This is a genomic window from Desulfovibrio subterraneus, from assembly GCF_013340285.1.
GTDB lineage: Bacteria > Desulfobacterota > Desulfovibrionia > Desulfovibrionales > Desulfovibrionaceae > Halodesulfovibrio > Halodesulfovibrio subterraneus.
Genome location: NZ_BLVO01000013.1, coordinates 1,029,432 through 1,044,653, shown reverse-complemented (window position 1 = coordinate 1,044,653; position 15,222 = coordinate 1,029,432). Strand labels below are relative to the sequence as shown.

Sequence of the window (15,222 nt, the reverse complement as noted above, 5' to 3'; positions counted from 1 at the left end):
TTATCCTTGCAGCGGGTCGGAATAGTAGCAGGGGCGGAGGTGAAAGCCAATGAAAAAGCGGGCGTCCCGTTCGGAACGCCCGCCTGTCATTTCAGCGCTTACCGGGAAATGGGAATGGAGTAGAACTGCACTATGCCGCGTCGCTTGATCTGCAGCATTATGGCACCGCGCGGCTCGCCTTCTTCCTTCAGAACCTTCAGGAACTCGTCAACCGTGTTCACGGGTTTGAGGTTGGCCTGAAGAATCACGTCGCCGGGTCGCATATCTGCTTCGGCAGCAGGTTTGGTCGGGTCCACTTCGGTGACCAGAATACCGGCCACGGAGTCAAGTCCAAGTGCCTTGGCTTCGGTAGATGTTACCGCGCGCAGCTTGATGCCGAGAGAGGCAATGGCTGACTCTGTTGCGGGCTGGCTGGGTGCCGCCTTGGCAACTTCGCGGTTGCGTTCACCAAGGGTGATCATCAGCGTGCGGGATTTGCCTTCACGAAGGATGGTCAGCTTGGCCTTGTCACCGGGGGGCAGGTTTGCAATGGAATTGATAAGCTCGCTGGACGAGGTGATGGTCTTGTCGTTTACGCCGACAATGATATCGCCGGATTTCAGGCCGGCCTTGTCGGCAGGCTGTCCGGGAATAACGCCGGCTACAAACGCACCCTTGTCGGTCTTCAGACCCAGGGCTTTGGCGGTGTTTTCATCAAGATTGGTGATGTTCACGCCTATCCAGCCGCGACGGACCGTCTGTTCCGTCTTCAGCTGGTTGATGATGCGCTTGGCCATGTTGCTGGGAATGGCAAAGCCGATCCCCTGTCCGCGCGCAATGATGGCGGTGTTGATGCCGATGACTTCGCCGTCTCCGTTAATCAGGGGGCCGCCGGAGTTGCCGGGATTGATGGAGGCGTCGGTCTGCAGGTAGTTGTCAAAGGGGCCGGAACGGATATTGCGGCCCTTAGCGCTGACAATGCCTGCTGTGACTGTGTGGTCTAGGCCGAAGGGGTTGCCGATGGCCATGACCCATTCGCCCACTTCCAGATCATCAGAGTTGCCGAACTCTATGAAGGGCAGGGTGCGGTTGGCGTCCACCTTGAGCAGGGCGAGGTCGGTTTCCGGATCAGTGCCGATGACCTTGGCAATGAGTGATTCGGAGCTGTTCTTGCCGGTTTCAATGTTCACGCGGATGATGTCCGCATTTTCGATGACGTGGTTGTTGGTCACAACATATCCGTCTGCGGAGATGATGAAGCCGGAACCAAGTGACCGCTCCTTGCGGGGCTGCTGCTCACCGCGGTTGCCGAAGAACTGGTCGAACTGATCAAAGAAATCGTCAAAGGGGGTTCCACGGGGGTGGTTTCGCAGAAAGTCCTGCAGGCCCTTGTTATTGGAAATCTCAACGGTCTTTTCCGTACTGATGTTCGCAACGGCCGGACCGGCCTTTTTGGCCAGCGCGGTGAAGTCGGGCAGGTTGGCGGCAAGGGCCGTTGCTGCCATGATCAGCACCAGAAGGGGGGAAGTCACAAAGACTTTTGGAGTAAGGCGGTTCATTACGGTTCTCCTTGAGAATTCTGCATGAAATGGGTAGCAACGGCAGAATTTCAGACCTCATACATAATAGGCCGTTTTTTCTTATTGTAAACTCTTGGGATGAAAAAATGCCTGCGAATGTCTGCAAGGGCCTGTCTGAACACCTGGAGTAAGGATAGAGCCTCAGGGGCAGGGGCTATGTAACTGTTCTATTATAGTGGAAGAAGCAGGTTTGCGAAGAGCCGTATGCAGGAAGATGCATGAGGGAGTGCGGTAATGCCGTAAAAGGCGGGCTAAACATACAAGAAAAGGCCGGTCAAAGACCGGCCTTTCAAATGTTCAGGAACGCAGAACGCTACTTGTTCTTCAGGGCGTTCTTGAGAGCTGCCCCAAGAGAGTTAGAGAAGGCGGAAGTATCGCCGGAAACCGTGGTCTTTTCAGCCTTGGGTTTGCGGTATTCCTTCCACGAGTTGTCTTCTTCGGTCACTACGCCCACGGGGGCGAGGGTGATCTTGCGTTCAGCGGTGCGAACCTGCGCAACGGTTACCTGCAGGGTGTCGCCGGGCTTCACGTTGTCCAGATTGGCAGCCTTGTCGGCCTTTGCCATGTTGGACTTGGGCATGAGGCCGGTAATACCGGGAGCAAGTGCCACAAACAGACCGAAGTCGGTGCGGGATTCAACCTTGCCTTCAACAGTGGCGCCTGCGGCAAAGCGTTCTTCAATGCCTGCCCACGGGTCGCCTTCGGCTTCCTTCATGCTGAGGGAAACGCGCTGTGCGTTAAGGTCTATGCCCTTAACCTTCACCATAACCTTGTCGCCTGCGGCAACCATGTCACCGGGCTTGTGCACGCGCTTGGTGTAAGACATTTCGGAAATGTGCACCAGGCCGTCAATGCCGGGAAGAACTTCAACAAAGGCACCAAAGTTGGTGAGGCGTACAACCTTGCCTTCACGCACTTCGCCTTCCTTGAGATCTTCGGCAACGCGGGCCCAGGGATTTTCCATTACCTGCTTGGCGGACATGGAAATGCGCAGCTGGCCCTTTTTATCCGTTTCAATGGAAAGGACCTTGGCACGCACTACGTCGCCTTCGCTAACGACCTCATCTGCAGAGCCGATACGGGCCCAGCTGAGTTCGGAAACGTGAATCAGACCTTCGATGCCGGGCTGAATTTCGGCGAAGGCACCGAAAGGAGCAAGGCGTACGATCTTGGCGTCGACAACGGAACCTTCCTTGATTTCGGCAAGGAATTCGGCGCGCTTTGCTTCCAGCTCCTGTTCAAGCAGTACACGGCGGGACACAACAACGTTGCGACCGTTCTGTTCGAACTTGATGATCTGGAACTGGAAGGTCTGACCTACATAGGCTTCCGCGTCTTCAACGAAGCGGGTGTCGATCTGGCTGACGGGGCAGAAGGCGCGGCGCTTGAGCACCTCAACGTCGTACCCGCCCTTGCGGGTGGCAACAACGCGGCCTTCAACAGGCAGGTTTGCCCTGAAGGCGTCTTCCAGAATGGCAGCGCCACCAATGCCGGAAAGAGCCTTGGAAAGGCGGATTTCCTGGGCATTGGCTGCCATGACGTACAGTTCTACTTCGTCGCCGTCTTTCACGGCCAACTCGCCTGCATCATCAAGGAATTCGCTGCGCTCGGCAACTCCGTCTACCTTGGTGCCGGTGTCCACAAACACGCTGTCAGCGGTAATGCTGATGACCGTGCCTTTCACGCGGTCCCCAACCTTAAGGCTTTCACCCATGGAGCCTGTGTAGGCGTCCAGCATCGCTTCAAAACTTTCTTCAGCGCCATTCTGGCGGCTGTCGTCGGAACCGGCCATCCAGTTCTCCTTGAAAACATCATGGTTAAAAGTTCATCAAATTGCTTAGGGGGCTATATCTTTCATCCGCTCCAGAAGCAAGAACGAAAAAAGGGGAAAGGGCATATGTTGCTTCGCGAGCGAAGGCATGGCATGATTTGCACATAAACTGAATTATAAGGAGCATTCAATGGCAACAGCCAAAGCGCGTCACATTCTTGTCGATTCCGAAGCTACCTGCATTGAACTGAAGACCCGCATTGAAGGCGGCGAAGAATTCGCAGAAGTGGCAAAGCAGTATTCCAAGTGCCCCTCCGGTCGTCGTGGTGGCGAACTGGGCCAGTTCCGCCCCGGTCAGATGGTCCCCGAGTTCGACCATGTCTGCTTTAATGAAGCCGTAGGCGTGGTACACGGCCCCGTGCGTACCCAGTTCGGTTATCATCTGGTGGAAGTAACCGAGCGTTCGGAATAATTTTGCGTATGTTCAGAGTGCCGCAATTGCGGCGCCTGTGCAAGGCGGCCCCGATGGGGGCCGCCTTTTTTTTGTGCCTGCGAAAATAAAAAAAGGCCAGCTTGGGGCTGGCCGGATAATATCATACAGGCTGGCCCGTTTATGCAGCGGGAGAGGTTCCCTTGAATTCGATGGAGATGATCTCGTATTCAATGCGGCCCTTGGGAGCATTTACCACAACCTCGTCACCCACCTGCTTGCCGAGAAGGGCTTTTGCAACGGGGGAAAGGATGGAAATGCTGCCGTTGTTGAAGTCGGCTTCGTCAGGACCAAGCATAGTGTAGGTCTTCTTTTCACCGCTTTCGAGGTCTTCGACCGTAACGGTAGAGCCGAAAATGGCCTTGGGGCTGTTCAGCGTGTTGATGTCGATGACATTGAACTTGGGCATACGCGATTCAATGTAGTTGATGCGCGCTTCGAGCATACCCTGGCGTTCGCGTGCGGCATCGTATCCGGCATTTTCCGAAAGATCGCCTTCTTCACGGGCTTCTTTGATAGCCTGAATGATGGCCGGGCGTTCCTTCTTCAGTGCATCAAGTTCACGCTCGAGCTTTTTGAAACCTTCAACGGAAATCGGGATAGTATCCATTCTTTGCGTATCCTTAAATCGTACTAGTCTGTTTTATGGGAGTCGTCAGAACGGCGGTTGTGCCGGTGACAGCAGAGGGGCGGAGCCGGAAATCGGAAGACTTCGAACGACGTCGGCCGAAATGTCTGGGTAAGGCATTGTGGCCTGTTGGTCAAGGAGGAGTTGTATCTTAACTCGGTAACGGATGAAGAAAAATATCGTCCGGCCATTCACATTACTCGGAAAGAATGTATAAATATGGTTAGATGTTAGATTCCAACGCTGTCGTCTGCCTTTTGCCGGAGACGGGGGACATTGCCGACAGCTCAGGCTTTTGTATCAGGAGGATGGGATATGCCCAACTTGAAGATTTGGAAAAGCCAGCAATTGCAACGACTCAGAAATGACAGTGAGCGGCTTTTCGACAGATTGTGTTCGGATTTCGGGTTGCCTTCACTGTGTCAGCCTCTTGCCGAGGTTGACCTGACCATCAAGGATCTGCCCGATGAGGTGATCGTTGAGGCTCAACTGCCCGGCGTGAAACCGGAAGATCTTGCCATCGAGATTAACGGCGACATGCTTTCCATCAGTTGCACCCAGCAGGAAGAGGCAGCCGGAGAAACCAGAAGCAGCCTCATGGAACATCGTTTTAAACTGCCCTGCAAAGTGCGTTCTGAAGATGTGGTGGCCGAACTTACCGGAACCATGCTGCGTATCATAATGCCCAAATGCAGAAAGCCGCAGGCGCGCCGCGTACCGATACTGCTGAAGCACCGATCCTAAGCCTGCCAGGAGGTTACAATGACTGCGATCAGAGATAGAGCGATAGTTGCCTTGGAAGATCTGCGATGGAGGCTGGACCCGGCCGCATTGCCTTTTACCACGACGGACGAACTGGAGGCGCAGGAAGAGATTATCGGGCAGGATAGAGGGGTAGAGGCATTCCGGTTCGGTATGGGCATGGATGCCAAAGGGTACAATATATTCGTTACCGGCTCCGTTAACCTTGGCAAAATGGCTGTGGTGAAGCGCCTGCTGGAAAATTATACCCGTAAGCAGGAGACTCCTGACGATCTCTGCTACGTGAACAATTTCAAAACCCAGGAAGAGCCGATACTGCTGCGTTTTGTGGCCGGAAACGGCGTGAAGTTCAAAACCGCTGTGGACAAGTTCCTTGAAGGCATCAAGCGCGAAGTGCCTCAGCTGTTTGAAAGTCAGGAATACATCAACAGCAAGAATGCCATCATAGAAGAGCACGACAAGAAAACCCGCGAGTTCTTCAAAGGGCTTGAAGAGCGCGTTAAGGATGCCGGTTTTGTCATGGTGAACATGCAGATGGGCCAGATACAGCGCCCCGATATCGTGCCTGTCATCGACGGTGAGCCGGTTCACCTGCTCAAGCTTGAAGAGATGATGGAGAAGGGCCGCTTCCCACGCGAAGAATTTGAACAGTTGCGCGCCAAGTACAAGGAACTCAAGGAAGACATAGACGCCATTTTCCTAGAGGTGCGGACACTGCAGAAAGAGGTGAAGCACCGCAGCGAGGAAGTGGACAAGCTCATGTTCATGAACATTGCCCGCGAGCTTTCCGAACCTCTGCTCAATGGATGGCGGGATGCGGAGAAGGTGCAAAAACATGTGGAGGCCATGCTCGATGACATGGCCGAGAATCTGGATGCGATCAAGTCCATTGGCCAGCCGCAGCAAGGCCCCATGGGTATGAGTTTTCCTGGCTCATCGGCAGAAACGGTACTGCATCCCTACGGTGTGAACCTGCTTGTGGACAACAGCGAGAGCGAAGGCCCGCCCGTCATTGTGGAATCGCATCCCACCTACCGCAACCTCTTCGGCAGTATCGAAAGGGTGATGGATAGAAACGGGCTGTGGCGAACAGACTACAAAAAGATCAACGGCGGTTCGTTCATCAGGGCCAATGGCGGGTATCTTGTGATTAATCTCATGGATGCCATTCAGGAAGCCGGTGTGTGGCAGACGCTCAAGCGGGCGCTGAAAACTTCCGAGATTGAGATACAGACCTTCGATCCTTACTACCTCATGGCCACCTCTTCACTTAAGCCTGAGTCCATATCGATGGAGGTGAAGGTTGTCGTCATAGCCACCCCGCACCTGTACCATCTGTTGCGGAATTATGATGAAGACGTGGACAAGATCTTCAAGGTCCGTGCCGATTTTGAAGCGTCCATGCCGCGGGATGACAAGGCTGTCCGCGATATCAGCCGACTCATCAGGACCTTTGTGAACGAAGGTAAACTGATGCCGTTCCATGCCGATGCCGTTGCCTCGCTTCTTGAACACGGCGTGCGTATATCCGGCAGGCAGGAACGCATTTCCACGGCATTCCCCATTCTCAGTGACATAATGGAAGAGGCCAACTTTATTGCCAGAGAGGCAGGAGAATCCATCGTCCGCGGCGAGCATATTTGCAAGGCGAATGACGCACGCATTTATCGCACGAACCAGATGGAAGACCGTCTGCAGGAAATGATAGACCGCGGCAGCGTGTTTATAGATACCGAAGGTGCTGTCGTGGGACAGATCAACGGGCTGGCGGTATATTCCCTTGGTGACTATGCTTTCGGCAAGCCTGCCCGCATTACCTGCGCCACCTCCATCGGCAAGGAAGGAATCATCAACATCGAACGAGAGGCGGATCTTTCCGGCTCCACCCACAGCAAGGGCATGCTCATTCTCGGCGGCTATCTGCGCAAATATTTTGCGCAGGACAAACCGCTTACCCTTGCCGCTTCCATTGCCTTTGAGCAGTCCTATGGAGGCATAGATGGTGATTCTGCCTCGTCCACAGAGCTGTACGCCCTGCTTTCAAGCCTTGCGGAAGTGCCGATACATCAGGGTATTGCCGTGACCGGTTCCGTGAACCAGAAGGGCGAGGTGCAGCCTATAGGCGGTGTGAACGAGAAGATTGAAGGCTTCTTCAAGGTTTGCAAGAATCGCGGGTTGACCGGCGAGCAGGGGGTGATGATTCCCAAGGCAAACGTGAAAGATCTGATGCTCAAGGAAGAAGTGGTTGAAGCCGTGAAAAACGGCACATTCCGCATCTGGGCCGTGGCACATGTCAATGAGGGGATTGAGATCCTCACTGGCCGCTCTGCCGGAGAGCGCGATGAAGCAGGGCGGTATCCTGAAGGAAGTATAAATACCCTTGTCGATGAAAAGCTTCGCAGCCTTGCTGAAGGGCTGAGAGACTTTGCCAAGGCAAAATACGGCAGCGGAGAAAACGGCACGGATAATGACGAAAACAATGCCGAATAATCACCGTATTCTCTGATTACGCGAAAGGCCGCCTCTGTGAGGCGGCCTTTTTTCAAATGAAATGGCGTGTTTGGTTGGGCAAACAGTATGAGGGCCCTAAAAAAAACTTTCACAAAAGATCGATTTTGGACTAGAAAGGTCAAGTTTTCGTAGGGGAAACAGAGAAAACGGAAAAAACCTCTGAAATTACCGCTTAGTGCGCATCTTCACAAGGCGTGTGGGCCTTATCGGTGCAGGCTTGCGGCTTTTTTTTCCTGTGGTAATCTCCGCATGGATTTCGGGGTTTTTTCGTTAAACCTTCTACCTGTAAGGAGATGACTGATGGGCAAGTCTACTTCTTTGGGCAAGGTGGAAGTCGTGCTTACCAAACCGAACGGAGAGCGAATCGAAGTGGAAGTTGGTGAGAACGACATGGTGTACATTGACGTCGAAGCCGGCGAACAGTGTACCATGAACAAAGCACAGCGGTGGGCAGAACTGACTGATGAACGTCGACAGCAGGCGAGTCAGTTCATAAAGAGCATCCAACAGGATCTCGAGGGGCTGCTGGCCTGTTAACTTCCATTGCACGTCATGGAAAAGTGCCGCTTCCGGTTTACCGGAAGCGGCACTTTCCTTTTGTGGCTTGGAGTTACCAACGGCACGCATACGCGTGTTCCGGTTGCGGTGGTAATTCTCGCGGCAACGGCTTCATACTGCTGAAGCGTCTGATGGAACAGGTTGCGCAGAAATAGCTCGGATACTGGCATGTCAGGCACATAGGGATAAATTCTCTGCAAAAGGCAGTTGATCCGTTTTTCCCTTTGGAGCTGCATGACTTTTGGTGAAAAGCACATCCGTTGCACGGGCCATGTAACGATATTGGATTTTTCATGGTCGCCTCTTAACAGGGTTTATACGCATCGTTTACACTATCATACGGCTAAGTATTTTCAATGTTCATTCGACTTGGAAGGCAAATTATCATCACAATACCATGTCTCATACGAATTGAAACATGCTGCAACATTCTATTTGCGTTTATGTTGGCATTAAGCAGAGTTGCGACGCGTTTATCTGCTGTTTATGTGTTTCTTCATTGCCCGGATGCCAGTTGTGTAACGTACGCCCAGAGCCCCTGTTTTTCTGGAAATCCAAATAGTCTACCATAGCCGTTCGGTTTAGTTTTTCATTGTACCTACTCCTCAGGTAGGGTATGTTTTTTATAGTTGTTTGTTTCTGTCAGTGAATACTTCCTTACGGGGTGGGTGGCCCTCGCGGAAGCGTTTACCTGCCAGATAGGGTGGCTCTAATGCCGATATGTGCAAATCAGGGAGGCGTGCTATTATGAGGCTACTGACGAATAGTCGGTACGGAACAAGACTGCTGCTCGATATTGCCGTGCACGGGCGCGATGAGCCTGTGCTTATGCGTGATTCCGCGAAGAGGTTGGGAATTTCTCAGAAATATCTTGAGAAGATCGCCCGACAGCTGAAGAACGGTGGATATCTGACAACAAGGCGAGGGCCAAACGGGGGGCATATGCTGGCCGTGGACCCTGCTTCCATTACCGTGGGCGAGGTGGTTCGTCTGCTGGAGGGAGGCACAGACCTTGTGGGGTGCGGTAAAGACGCCGTTACCTGTTCCCATGCTCCCGGATGTCTTACAAGGCTGCTCTGGAAAGAGGCCAGTCTTGCCATGTACTCCCATCTCGACAAGTTTCGTTTTGGCGAGCTGGTTAACTATGCAGAAAAGGGGGTAAAGTTTGGTGATTACTGTGTGCGGACCATCACCGAGCATCCGGAATTCAAGCGGGAAATCCCTGTTTCGTCAAAGTGTTCTCTGGCAGATGTGACGTTGACAGGCCTGGAGGATTTCCTGTGATCCAGCCGGAATAACATAGATGTTGCAATGTGCCCTGCGTTACACGCAGGGCGCACCGTTAACGGATGGGAGGAGTGCCGTGTCCAGTTCTTTCCGGTTTCTGCGCGCTTCACTTGCTGTTCGTATTCTGGTCATTACGGGCATTACCTTATTCGTGTGCCTAGGGCTGCATGCGTGGTTGAGCATACGGTACCAGCACTCTCATGCCGCTCGCGAGCTCGTTGCAGGGGCCGACCGTCTGGGGCAGACCATTCTGCTGGGCACGCGTTATGCGATGATGGGCAATGCACGGCACGAGCTGGATCAGATTATCAGCGACGTTGCCAAACAGCCGGACATCGTTTCCATCCGCATCTATAACAAAGCGGGTGAGATCAAGTTTTCCAACCATCCCGAAGAAATTGATACGCGGACGGATATCCGGGATACGGCCTGCCATGCCTGCCACGTGACGGATACTCCCAAGACCAGCCTGACGGTGGAAGAACGCATCCGCATGTTTGATGATGGTCAGGGGCTGCCGCGCCTCGGCAGTCTTATGCCCATCATGAATGAAAAAGGGTGCGCAGAGGATGTCTGCCATGCCCACGAGCCGGGCAAAATGGTTCTGGGAGCGCTTGATGTGGTGCTCAGGGCCGATTCTGCCGAGCAGGATATTCTCGTATTTCAGAATCGCATACTCATGCTTACTGCCGGAGTATTTCTGGGTGCCTCCACACTTATCGTGATGCTGTTGCGGCGGTTCATCACGCACCCTGTTGCCAAACTCATCGAATCTGCCAGAAGAATAGGCAGGGGTGAGAAGGTCGATTTCGAGCACTTTGAAGGCGTGGGAGAAATCGGCGAACTGGCCTCGGCTCTCAGTCGCATGCAGAAAGAGGTGGCGGATAAACATGCGGCGCTGGAAAGGCAACGCAAGGAATATCAGCATCTTTTCGAGCAGGTGCCCTGCAGCATCACCGTACAGGACAGAGATTACAAGCTTCTGCAGTACAACAGGGAGTTCGCGGACAGGTTCAATCCGGCCTCGGGCATACACTGTTATGAAGCCTATAAGGGGCGAACGGATAAATGCCCCAACTGTCCTGTGGAAAAGACCTTTGCCACCGGCCTTGCCCATTGTTCGGAAGAGAGCAGGGTAAATCCTGACGGCACACGTGCCTATTGGCTGGTGCACACCTCCCCTGTGCTTGATGAGGCAGGCAACGTGGTCGCCGCCATGGAGATGAGCCTGGATATTTCAGCCCGGCGCTCCGTGGAAGAGCGCCTGCGTATGTCTGAACAGAAGTATCATGCTATTTTCGACAATATTCCCAATTCCGTTTTTGTGCTCGATGCCCAGACGCTGGAAGTCATCGACTGCAACACCACGGCCGAACTGGTCTATGGTGTGGAGCGGGTCCGCGTGCGCGGGGAATCCTTCCTTTCCTTTTTCTCTTCTGAAGAACAGGACAGATACGCCTCGCAACTGCGCGCCTTCACGGTTCTGAACAGGGCCCGCAACTTCCGGAAAGACGGCAGCCCCTTCTATGTGGATATCATGCTGTCTCCGGCTGAATACCATGAGAGGCAGATTCTGCTGGTGACCACGAACGATATCACCGAGCGGCTGGAAACGGAGCGCAAGCTCATTCAGGCCGGCAAGATGGCCACTCTGGGTGAAATGGCCACAGGCGTGGCGCACGAGCTTAACCAGCCTCTTACGGTGATCAAGACGGCCAGCAGCTTCATCATGCGCAAGCTGCGCAGGCAGGAAGAGATAGCACCAGAGGTGCTGAATACCATGGCCACGGAAGTGGATGCGCATGTGGACCGCGCAAGCCAGATCATCAACCATATGCGGGAGTTCGGTCGGCAATCCGACCTTACATTGGAGCTGGTGAACATCAATACGGTGTTGCGGGCTTCTTTCGAATTCTTCTTCAGGCAGCTCTCTTCCCGCGAAATAGAGGTGGTGTGGCGGCTTGATGAGCATGTTCCCCTCATTCTTGCCATGCCCAACAGGCTTGAACAGGTATTCATGAACCTGTTGCTCAATGCGCGGGATGCCATTGAAGAACGCAGCGCCGCAACGCCTGAGGCTCCGCGAAGGATTACCTTGACCACCCTGAATAAAGGCAGGGAGGTTGAGGTGGTAATCGAGGACACGGGTACCGGCATTCCCAAATCGCTGCAGAACAAGATCTTCGAGCCGTTCTTCACGACAAAGAAGGTGGGCAAGGGTACCGGACTCGGGCTTTCCATCAGTTACGGGCTTGTCAGGGACTTCGGAGGCAGCATTCATGCGGAAAATGCGTCTGGAAGCGGTGCCCGTTTCACGCTGCGTTTCCCGTCTTCTTCCGGGGCAACGGCAAGTGGCGGGCAACAGGATGTCGATGGAAGCGGGATATCCGGCTCCTAGTGTGCAGCATGGCCTGCAGGCCTGACAATATTGCAGTTGTTCAAGGGAGCAGATGGCAACAGTCATGACAGATTCTACAAATACATCCTTGTCCGGCCGTCCCCCGGCCACGTTGCCCGACCTGAAGCCGGAAGTGCTGCTGGTGGACGACGAAGTCGGTATTCTGACTGTTCTCGGGGCATTGATTGAGGACATGGGCTATGTAGTCCACAAGGCACAATCGGCCGAGAGCGCGTTGGAAATTCTGAGGCACAAAAGTATTCCCGTGGTGCTCACAGATATCCGCATGCCCGGTATGGATGGGATGCAGTTGTTACGTCATGTGCGCGAGAGCTGGCCTGCCATTGAGGTGGTAATGAATACCGGCCATGCGGACATGGGGCTTGCCATAGAAAGTTTGCGGCTCGGTGCAACGGACTTTCTGACCAAGCCGGCGAATGCGGACCTTCTGGAGTTCACGTTGCGTCGCTCAATGGAGCGGGCTGTTCTGCGTGAAACGGTGCGCAGGCATACCGAGCACCTTGAGAAACTGGTCGAACAGAGAACACGTGAACTGCTGCAGGCCGAACGGCTTGCCGCCATGGGCGAAACCGTTGCCGGTATGGCACATGCCATAAAGAACATTGCCGGAGGGCTGGAAGGAGCACTCTTTGTCCTTGAAAAGGGGCTGGAACTGAACAAGCGCGAGTATCTTGAACAGGGTTGGGGCATGGTGAAGCGCGATGTGACCCGTGTACGCGACCTGACCATGAACATGCTGCAGCTTTCACGCCCCATGGAAATCCGTCCGGAATTCATAGACCCCGACCGGCCCGTGCGTGAAGTGGCGGAGCTGCTTGCTTCCCGCATACGCGAAGCCGGGGCAACCCTCATGCATGCATCGGCTCCCCAGCCGGAAGCGTTGCTTGATCCCGAGGCCATTCATGCATGTATCATGAACCTTGCGACCAACGCGGTGGAAGCAGTTGAAGAAGCCATCCAGGCCGGAAGGATGGACCACGGCGACGGAAGAGTGATTCTGCATACGGAATGTGCCGGCGGCTATGTCTGCTACATTGTCGAGGACAATGGCCGGGGCCTGAGCGACGAGGTGTTTGCCAGCATTGACGACGGCATGTTCACCACCAAGGCACGCGGTACAGGATTCGGGCTTATGGCGACCCGAAAGGCCGCCCGTGAGATGGGAGGCGAACTGGTGCTGGAAAACGGCATTCAGGGGGGGGTACGCGCCATGCTCCGCCTGCCTTTGAAACATTGACCCCAAGCATATCCCTTTTTTGTGGGGTAAAGTGCCACTTCCTTCATCTATAGGGTGTTTCTTTTTTCTTGCACAAATGCTATTGATATGTGTGCAGTGCGCTTGCTGTGTTGCGGCATCTGCTTTATGGAATAGTGGCGTGTCTATTTCACGTGGAGAATTTTCAGAGCAGGAGTGGCGGTAATGTTGAATCAGATGAGAATAGTAACGAAACTGGCTATGGTTCTGGTAACAAATCTACTGTTGCTTATAGCGATGGGGATTACCGCGTACTACAGTTCAAGTGTTTTAAACACCCAGTTGGACGGAGTGTTCAACGTGGACTTCAAAGGTGCGACCTTTCTTCTTGAAGCCGACCGCGACCTGCATCAGGCCTTGATTGCCGAACGGAGCATGTGCTTTGCCGAGCCGGGAACCGAAGCGTTTGCCGCGCAGATGAAAGATTATTCAGACAATATAGGGCAGGCAGATACGCGGATAAACAAATTCTATGCGTTGATAGCCACACCCGAAACCAAAAAGTATGTGGACGCGTATTTCGCAGACAGAAAGAAGTGGGAGCCTGTTTCGAAGCAGGTTATAGATCTCATAAACAGTGGTGACCTTGAAAAAGCCCGGGGACTGTCTCTGGGAGAGGCCAAGGACCAGTTTGATGCCATGCGGGAGAATATTAACACGCTTACTGAAATCGTGAATACCATGGCTACGGCCAAGGCATCCGATTCCGAGAAGCGGTTTACCGAGCTGACCTACGCCCTTGTGGCACTCACCGTGGGTAGCCTGCTGCTGGGAGCGCTTATCACGATACTGGTGGCCCGCAACATAACCGTTCCACTGCGCAAGATGGTAGTATTTGCCCAGCAAATTGCCGCAGGTGATATGAAAGTCCGGCTTGATGTGGACCAGCGCGATGAGAACGGACTTCTCGCAAATGCCTTTCGTGACATGCTCATGCAGTTGAACCGAACCATGGAAGCAGTGGGGGAACAGACCCGCATTGCCGAGGAGAAGGCGAATCAGGCCGCCGTGGCCCTTAAATCTGCGGAAGAGGCAACCAGACTCGCAGAGCGCGCCAAGGCGGATGGCATGTATCAGGCTGCGGAAAGCCTTGAGGAAATCGTGAGAGAGGTTTCCGTAGCTGCTGAGCAGATGTCGAGACAGGCTGAAGAGATTCAGCGCGGCACGGACACTCAGGCAGCCCGCATTGCTGCCACGGCTACCGCCATTGAAGAGATGAATGCCACGGTATTTGAAGTGGCCAAGAACTCGGGAGAGGCAGCTGCGGCAGGCGACGATGCCAAGGTGAAGGCAAGCGAGGGTGCCAAGGTTGTGGAAAGCTCCATCGAGGCCATCCGCACGACACAGCGCCAGACTGAAGAGTTGCAGAAGCAGATGGATGAGCTCGGCCTTCAGGCTGAATCCATCGGCCGCATCATGGGCGTTATTACGGATATCGCTGATCAGACAAACCTGTTGGCGCTGAATGCGGCCATAGAAGCTGCGCGGGCCGGTGAGGCGGGCAGGGGCTTTGCAGTAGTAGCGGACGAGGTACGCAAACTTGCGGAAAAGACCATGACTGCCACCAAGGAAGTGGGCAGCGCCATTCATGCCATTCAGAATGTTGCCAAGCTGAATGTCACCTCCATGCAGAAGGCCGTGACCGATCTGAACAGGGCTGTTGACCTTGCAAACCGTTCCAGTTCCGTATTGTCGGAGATTGTCATGGGGGTGGAAAGTTCGGCAGAGCGCGTGCAGGGCATTGCTACGGCAGCGGAGCAGCAGGCAGCCACTTCGGAAGAGATCAACAGGTCTGTTGATGAGATAAACCGTATTACCATTCAGACCTCTCAGGGGATTGTGGAAAGCACGGAAGCACTCAATGCGCTTGCTGTTCAGCTTGGCAGGCTTTCTGAGCTTGTCCGTTCCCTCAAAGAAGAAGGAACCCGGTAGATTTTATCCTGCCCGATTGCACTCAGGTCTGCGATTGTGTCCGGAACTGC

The 15,222-nt window shown here is 54.0% G+C and carries 11 protein-coding genes; 8 read left to right on the top strand and 3 right to left on the bottom strand.

Features of this window, described 5'->3' with window-relative positions:
* Positions 1 to 98: 98 nt before the first annotated feature.
* Together HUV30_RS11530 and HUV30_RS11525 are read right to left on the bottom strand one after the other, a co-directional pair.
* Positions 99 to 1,538: a Do family serine endopeptidase gene (locus tag HUV30_RS11530; protein ID WP_174405594.1), complete on the bottom strand. Its 1,440-nt coding sequence runs from the start codon at positions 1,536 to 1,538 to the stop codon at positions 99 to 101.
* Positions 1,539 to 1,872: 334 nt separating this feature from the next.
* The gene (locus HUV30_RS11525) at positions 1,873 to 3,351 is read right to left on the bottom strand and encodes a 30S ribosomal protein S1 (protein ID WP_174405593.1); all 1,479 of its coding nucleotides are present in this window, start codon (positions 3,349 to 3,351) and stop codon (positions 1,873 to 1,875) included.
* Positions 3,352 to 3,499: 148 nt separating this feature from the next.
* On the opposite strand from HUV30_RS11525, the gene HUV30_RS11520 reads away from it, so the two are divergent.
* The gene (locus HUV30_RS11520) at positions 3,500 to 3,802 is read left to right on the top strand and encodes a peptidylprolyl isomerase (RefSeq protein ID WP_269892108.1); all 303 of its coding nucleotides are present in this window, start codon (positions 3,500 to 3,502) and stop codon (positions 3,800 to 3,802) included.
* 139 nt (positions 3,803 to 3,941) lie between these two features.
* On the opposite strand, the gene greA is transcribed toward HUV30_RS11520, so the two are convergent.
* Entirely contained in the window at positions 3,942 to 4,430 is a 489-nt protein-coding gene (gene greA, locus HUV30_RS11515) for a transcription elongation factor GreA (protein WP_174405591.1), read from the bottom strand.
* A 333-nt stretch (positions 4,431 to 4,763) separates the two neighbouring features.
* Between greA and HUV30_RS11510 the strand changes: the two genes are divergently transcribed.
* From HUV30_RS11510 to HUV30_RS11480, 7 genes are all read left to right on the top strand, one after another.
* Positions 4,764 to 5,192 (top strand): Hsp20/alpha crystallin family protein, encoded by a 429-nt coding sequence (locus HUV30_RS11510; RefSeq protein WP_174405590.1) that lies wholly within the window; start codon positions 4,764 to 4,766, stop codon positions 5,190 to 5,192.
* 18 nt (positions 5,193 to 5,210) lie between these two features.
* Positions 5,211 to 7,700, top strand: coding sequence for a Lon protease family protein (locus HUV30_RS11505; RefSeq protein ID WP_174405589.1), 2,490 nt, complete (start codon positions 5,211 to 5,213; stop codon positions 7,698 to 7,700).
* Between the two features lie 321 nt (positions 7,701 to 8,021).
* Positions 8,022 to 8,258 (top strand): hypothetical protein, encoded by a 237-nt coding sequence (locus tag HUV30_RS11500; RefSeq protein WP_174405588.1) that lies wholly within the window; start codon positions 8,022 to 8,024, stop codon positions 8,256 to 8,258.
* 768 nt (positions 8,259 to 9,026) lie between these two features.
* Entirely contained in the window at positions 9,027 to 9,563 is a 537-nt protein-coding gene (locus HUV30_RS11495; protein ID WP_174405587.1) for an RrF2 family transcriptional regulator, read from the top strand.
* A 79-nt stretch (positions 9,564 to 9,642) separates the two neighbouring features.
* Positions 9,643 to 11,964, top strand: a complete 2,322-nt coding sequence (locus HUV30_RS11490; protein WP_243452161.1) for an ATP-binding protein — start codon at positions 9,643 to 9,645, stop codon at positions 11,962 to 11,964.
* 64 nt (positions 11,965 to 12,028) lie between these two features.
* Complete coding sequence (locus tag HUV30_RS11485) at positions 12,029 to 13,222, top strand: sensor histidine kinase (protein WP_174405585.1); 1,194 nt, start codon at positions 12,029 to 12,031, stop codon at positions 13,220 to 13,222.
* A gap of 183 nt (positions 13,223 to 13,405) precedes the next feature.
* Positions 13,406 to 15,172, top strand: coding sequence for a methyl-accepting chemotaxis protein (locus tag HUV30_RS11480; protein ID WP_174405584.1), 1,767 nt, complete (start codon positions 13,406 to 13,408; stop codon positions 15,170 to 15,172).
* The last annotated feature ends 50 nt before the right edge of the window (positions 15,173 to 15,222 follow it).

Excerpts from the sequence above, each read along its gene's own strand:
- HUV30_RS11530 (WP_174405594.1), bottom strand. The coding sequence starts at position 1,538 with ATGAACCGCCTTACTCCAAAAGTCTTTGTGACTTCCCCCCTTCTGGTG.
- HUV30_RS11525 (WP_174405593.1), bottom strand. The coding sequence starts at position 3,351 with ATGGCCGGTTCCGACGACAGCCGCCAGAATGGCGCTGAAGAAAGTTTT.
- greA (WP_174405591.1), bottom strand. The coding sequence starts at position 4,430 with ATGGATACTATCCCGATTTCCGTTGAAGGTTTCAAAAAGCTCGAGCGT.
- HUV30_RS11510 (WP_174405590.1), top strand. The coding sequence starts at position 4,764 with ATGCCCAACTTGAAGATTTGGAAAAGCCAGCAATTGCAACGACTCAGA.
- HUV30_RS11505 (WP_174405589.1), top strand. The coding sequence starts at position 5,211 with ATGACTGCGATCAGAGATAGAGCGATAGTTGCCTTGGAAGATCTGCGA.
- HUV30_RS11500 (WP_174405588.1), top strand. The coding sequence starts at position 8,022 with ATGGGCAAGTCTACTTCTTTGGGCAAGGTGGAAGTCGTGCTTACCAAA.
- HUV30_RS11495 (WP_174405587.1), top strand. The coding sequence starts at position 9,027 with ATGAGGCTACTGACGAATAGTCGGTACGGAACAAGACTGCTGCTCGAT.
- HUV30_RS11485 (WP_174405585.1), top strand. The coding sequence starts at position 12,029 with ATGACAGATTCTACAAATACATCCTTGTCCGGCCGTCCCCCGGCCACG.
- HUV30_RS11480 (WP_174405584.1), top strand. The coding sequence starts at position 13,406 with ATGTTGAATCAGATGAGAATAGTAACGAAACTGGCTATGGTTCTGGTA.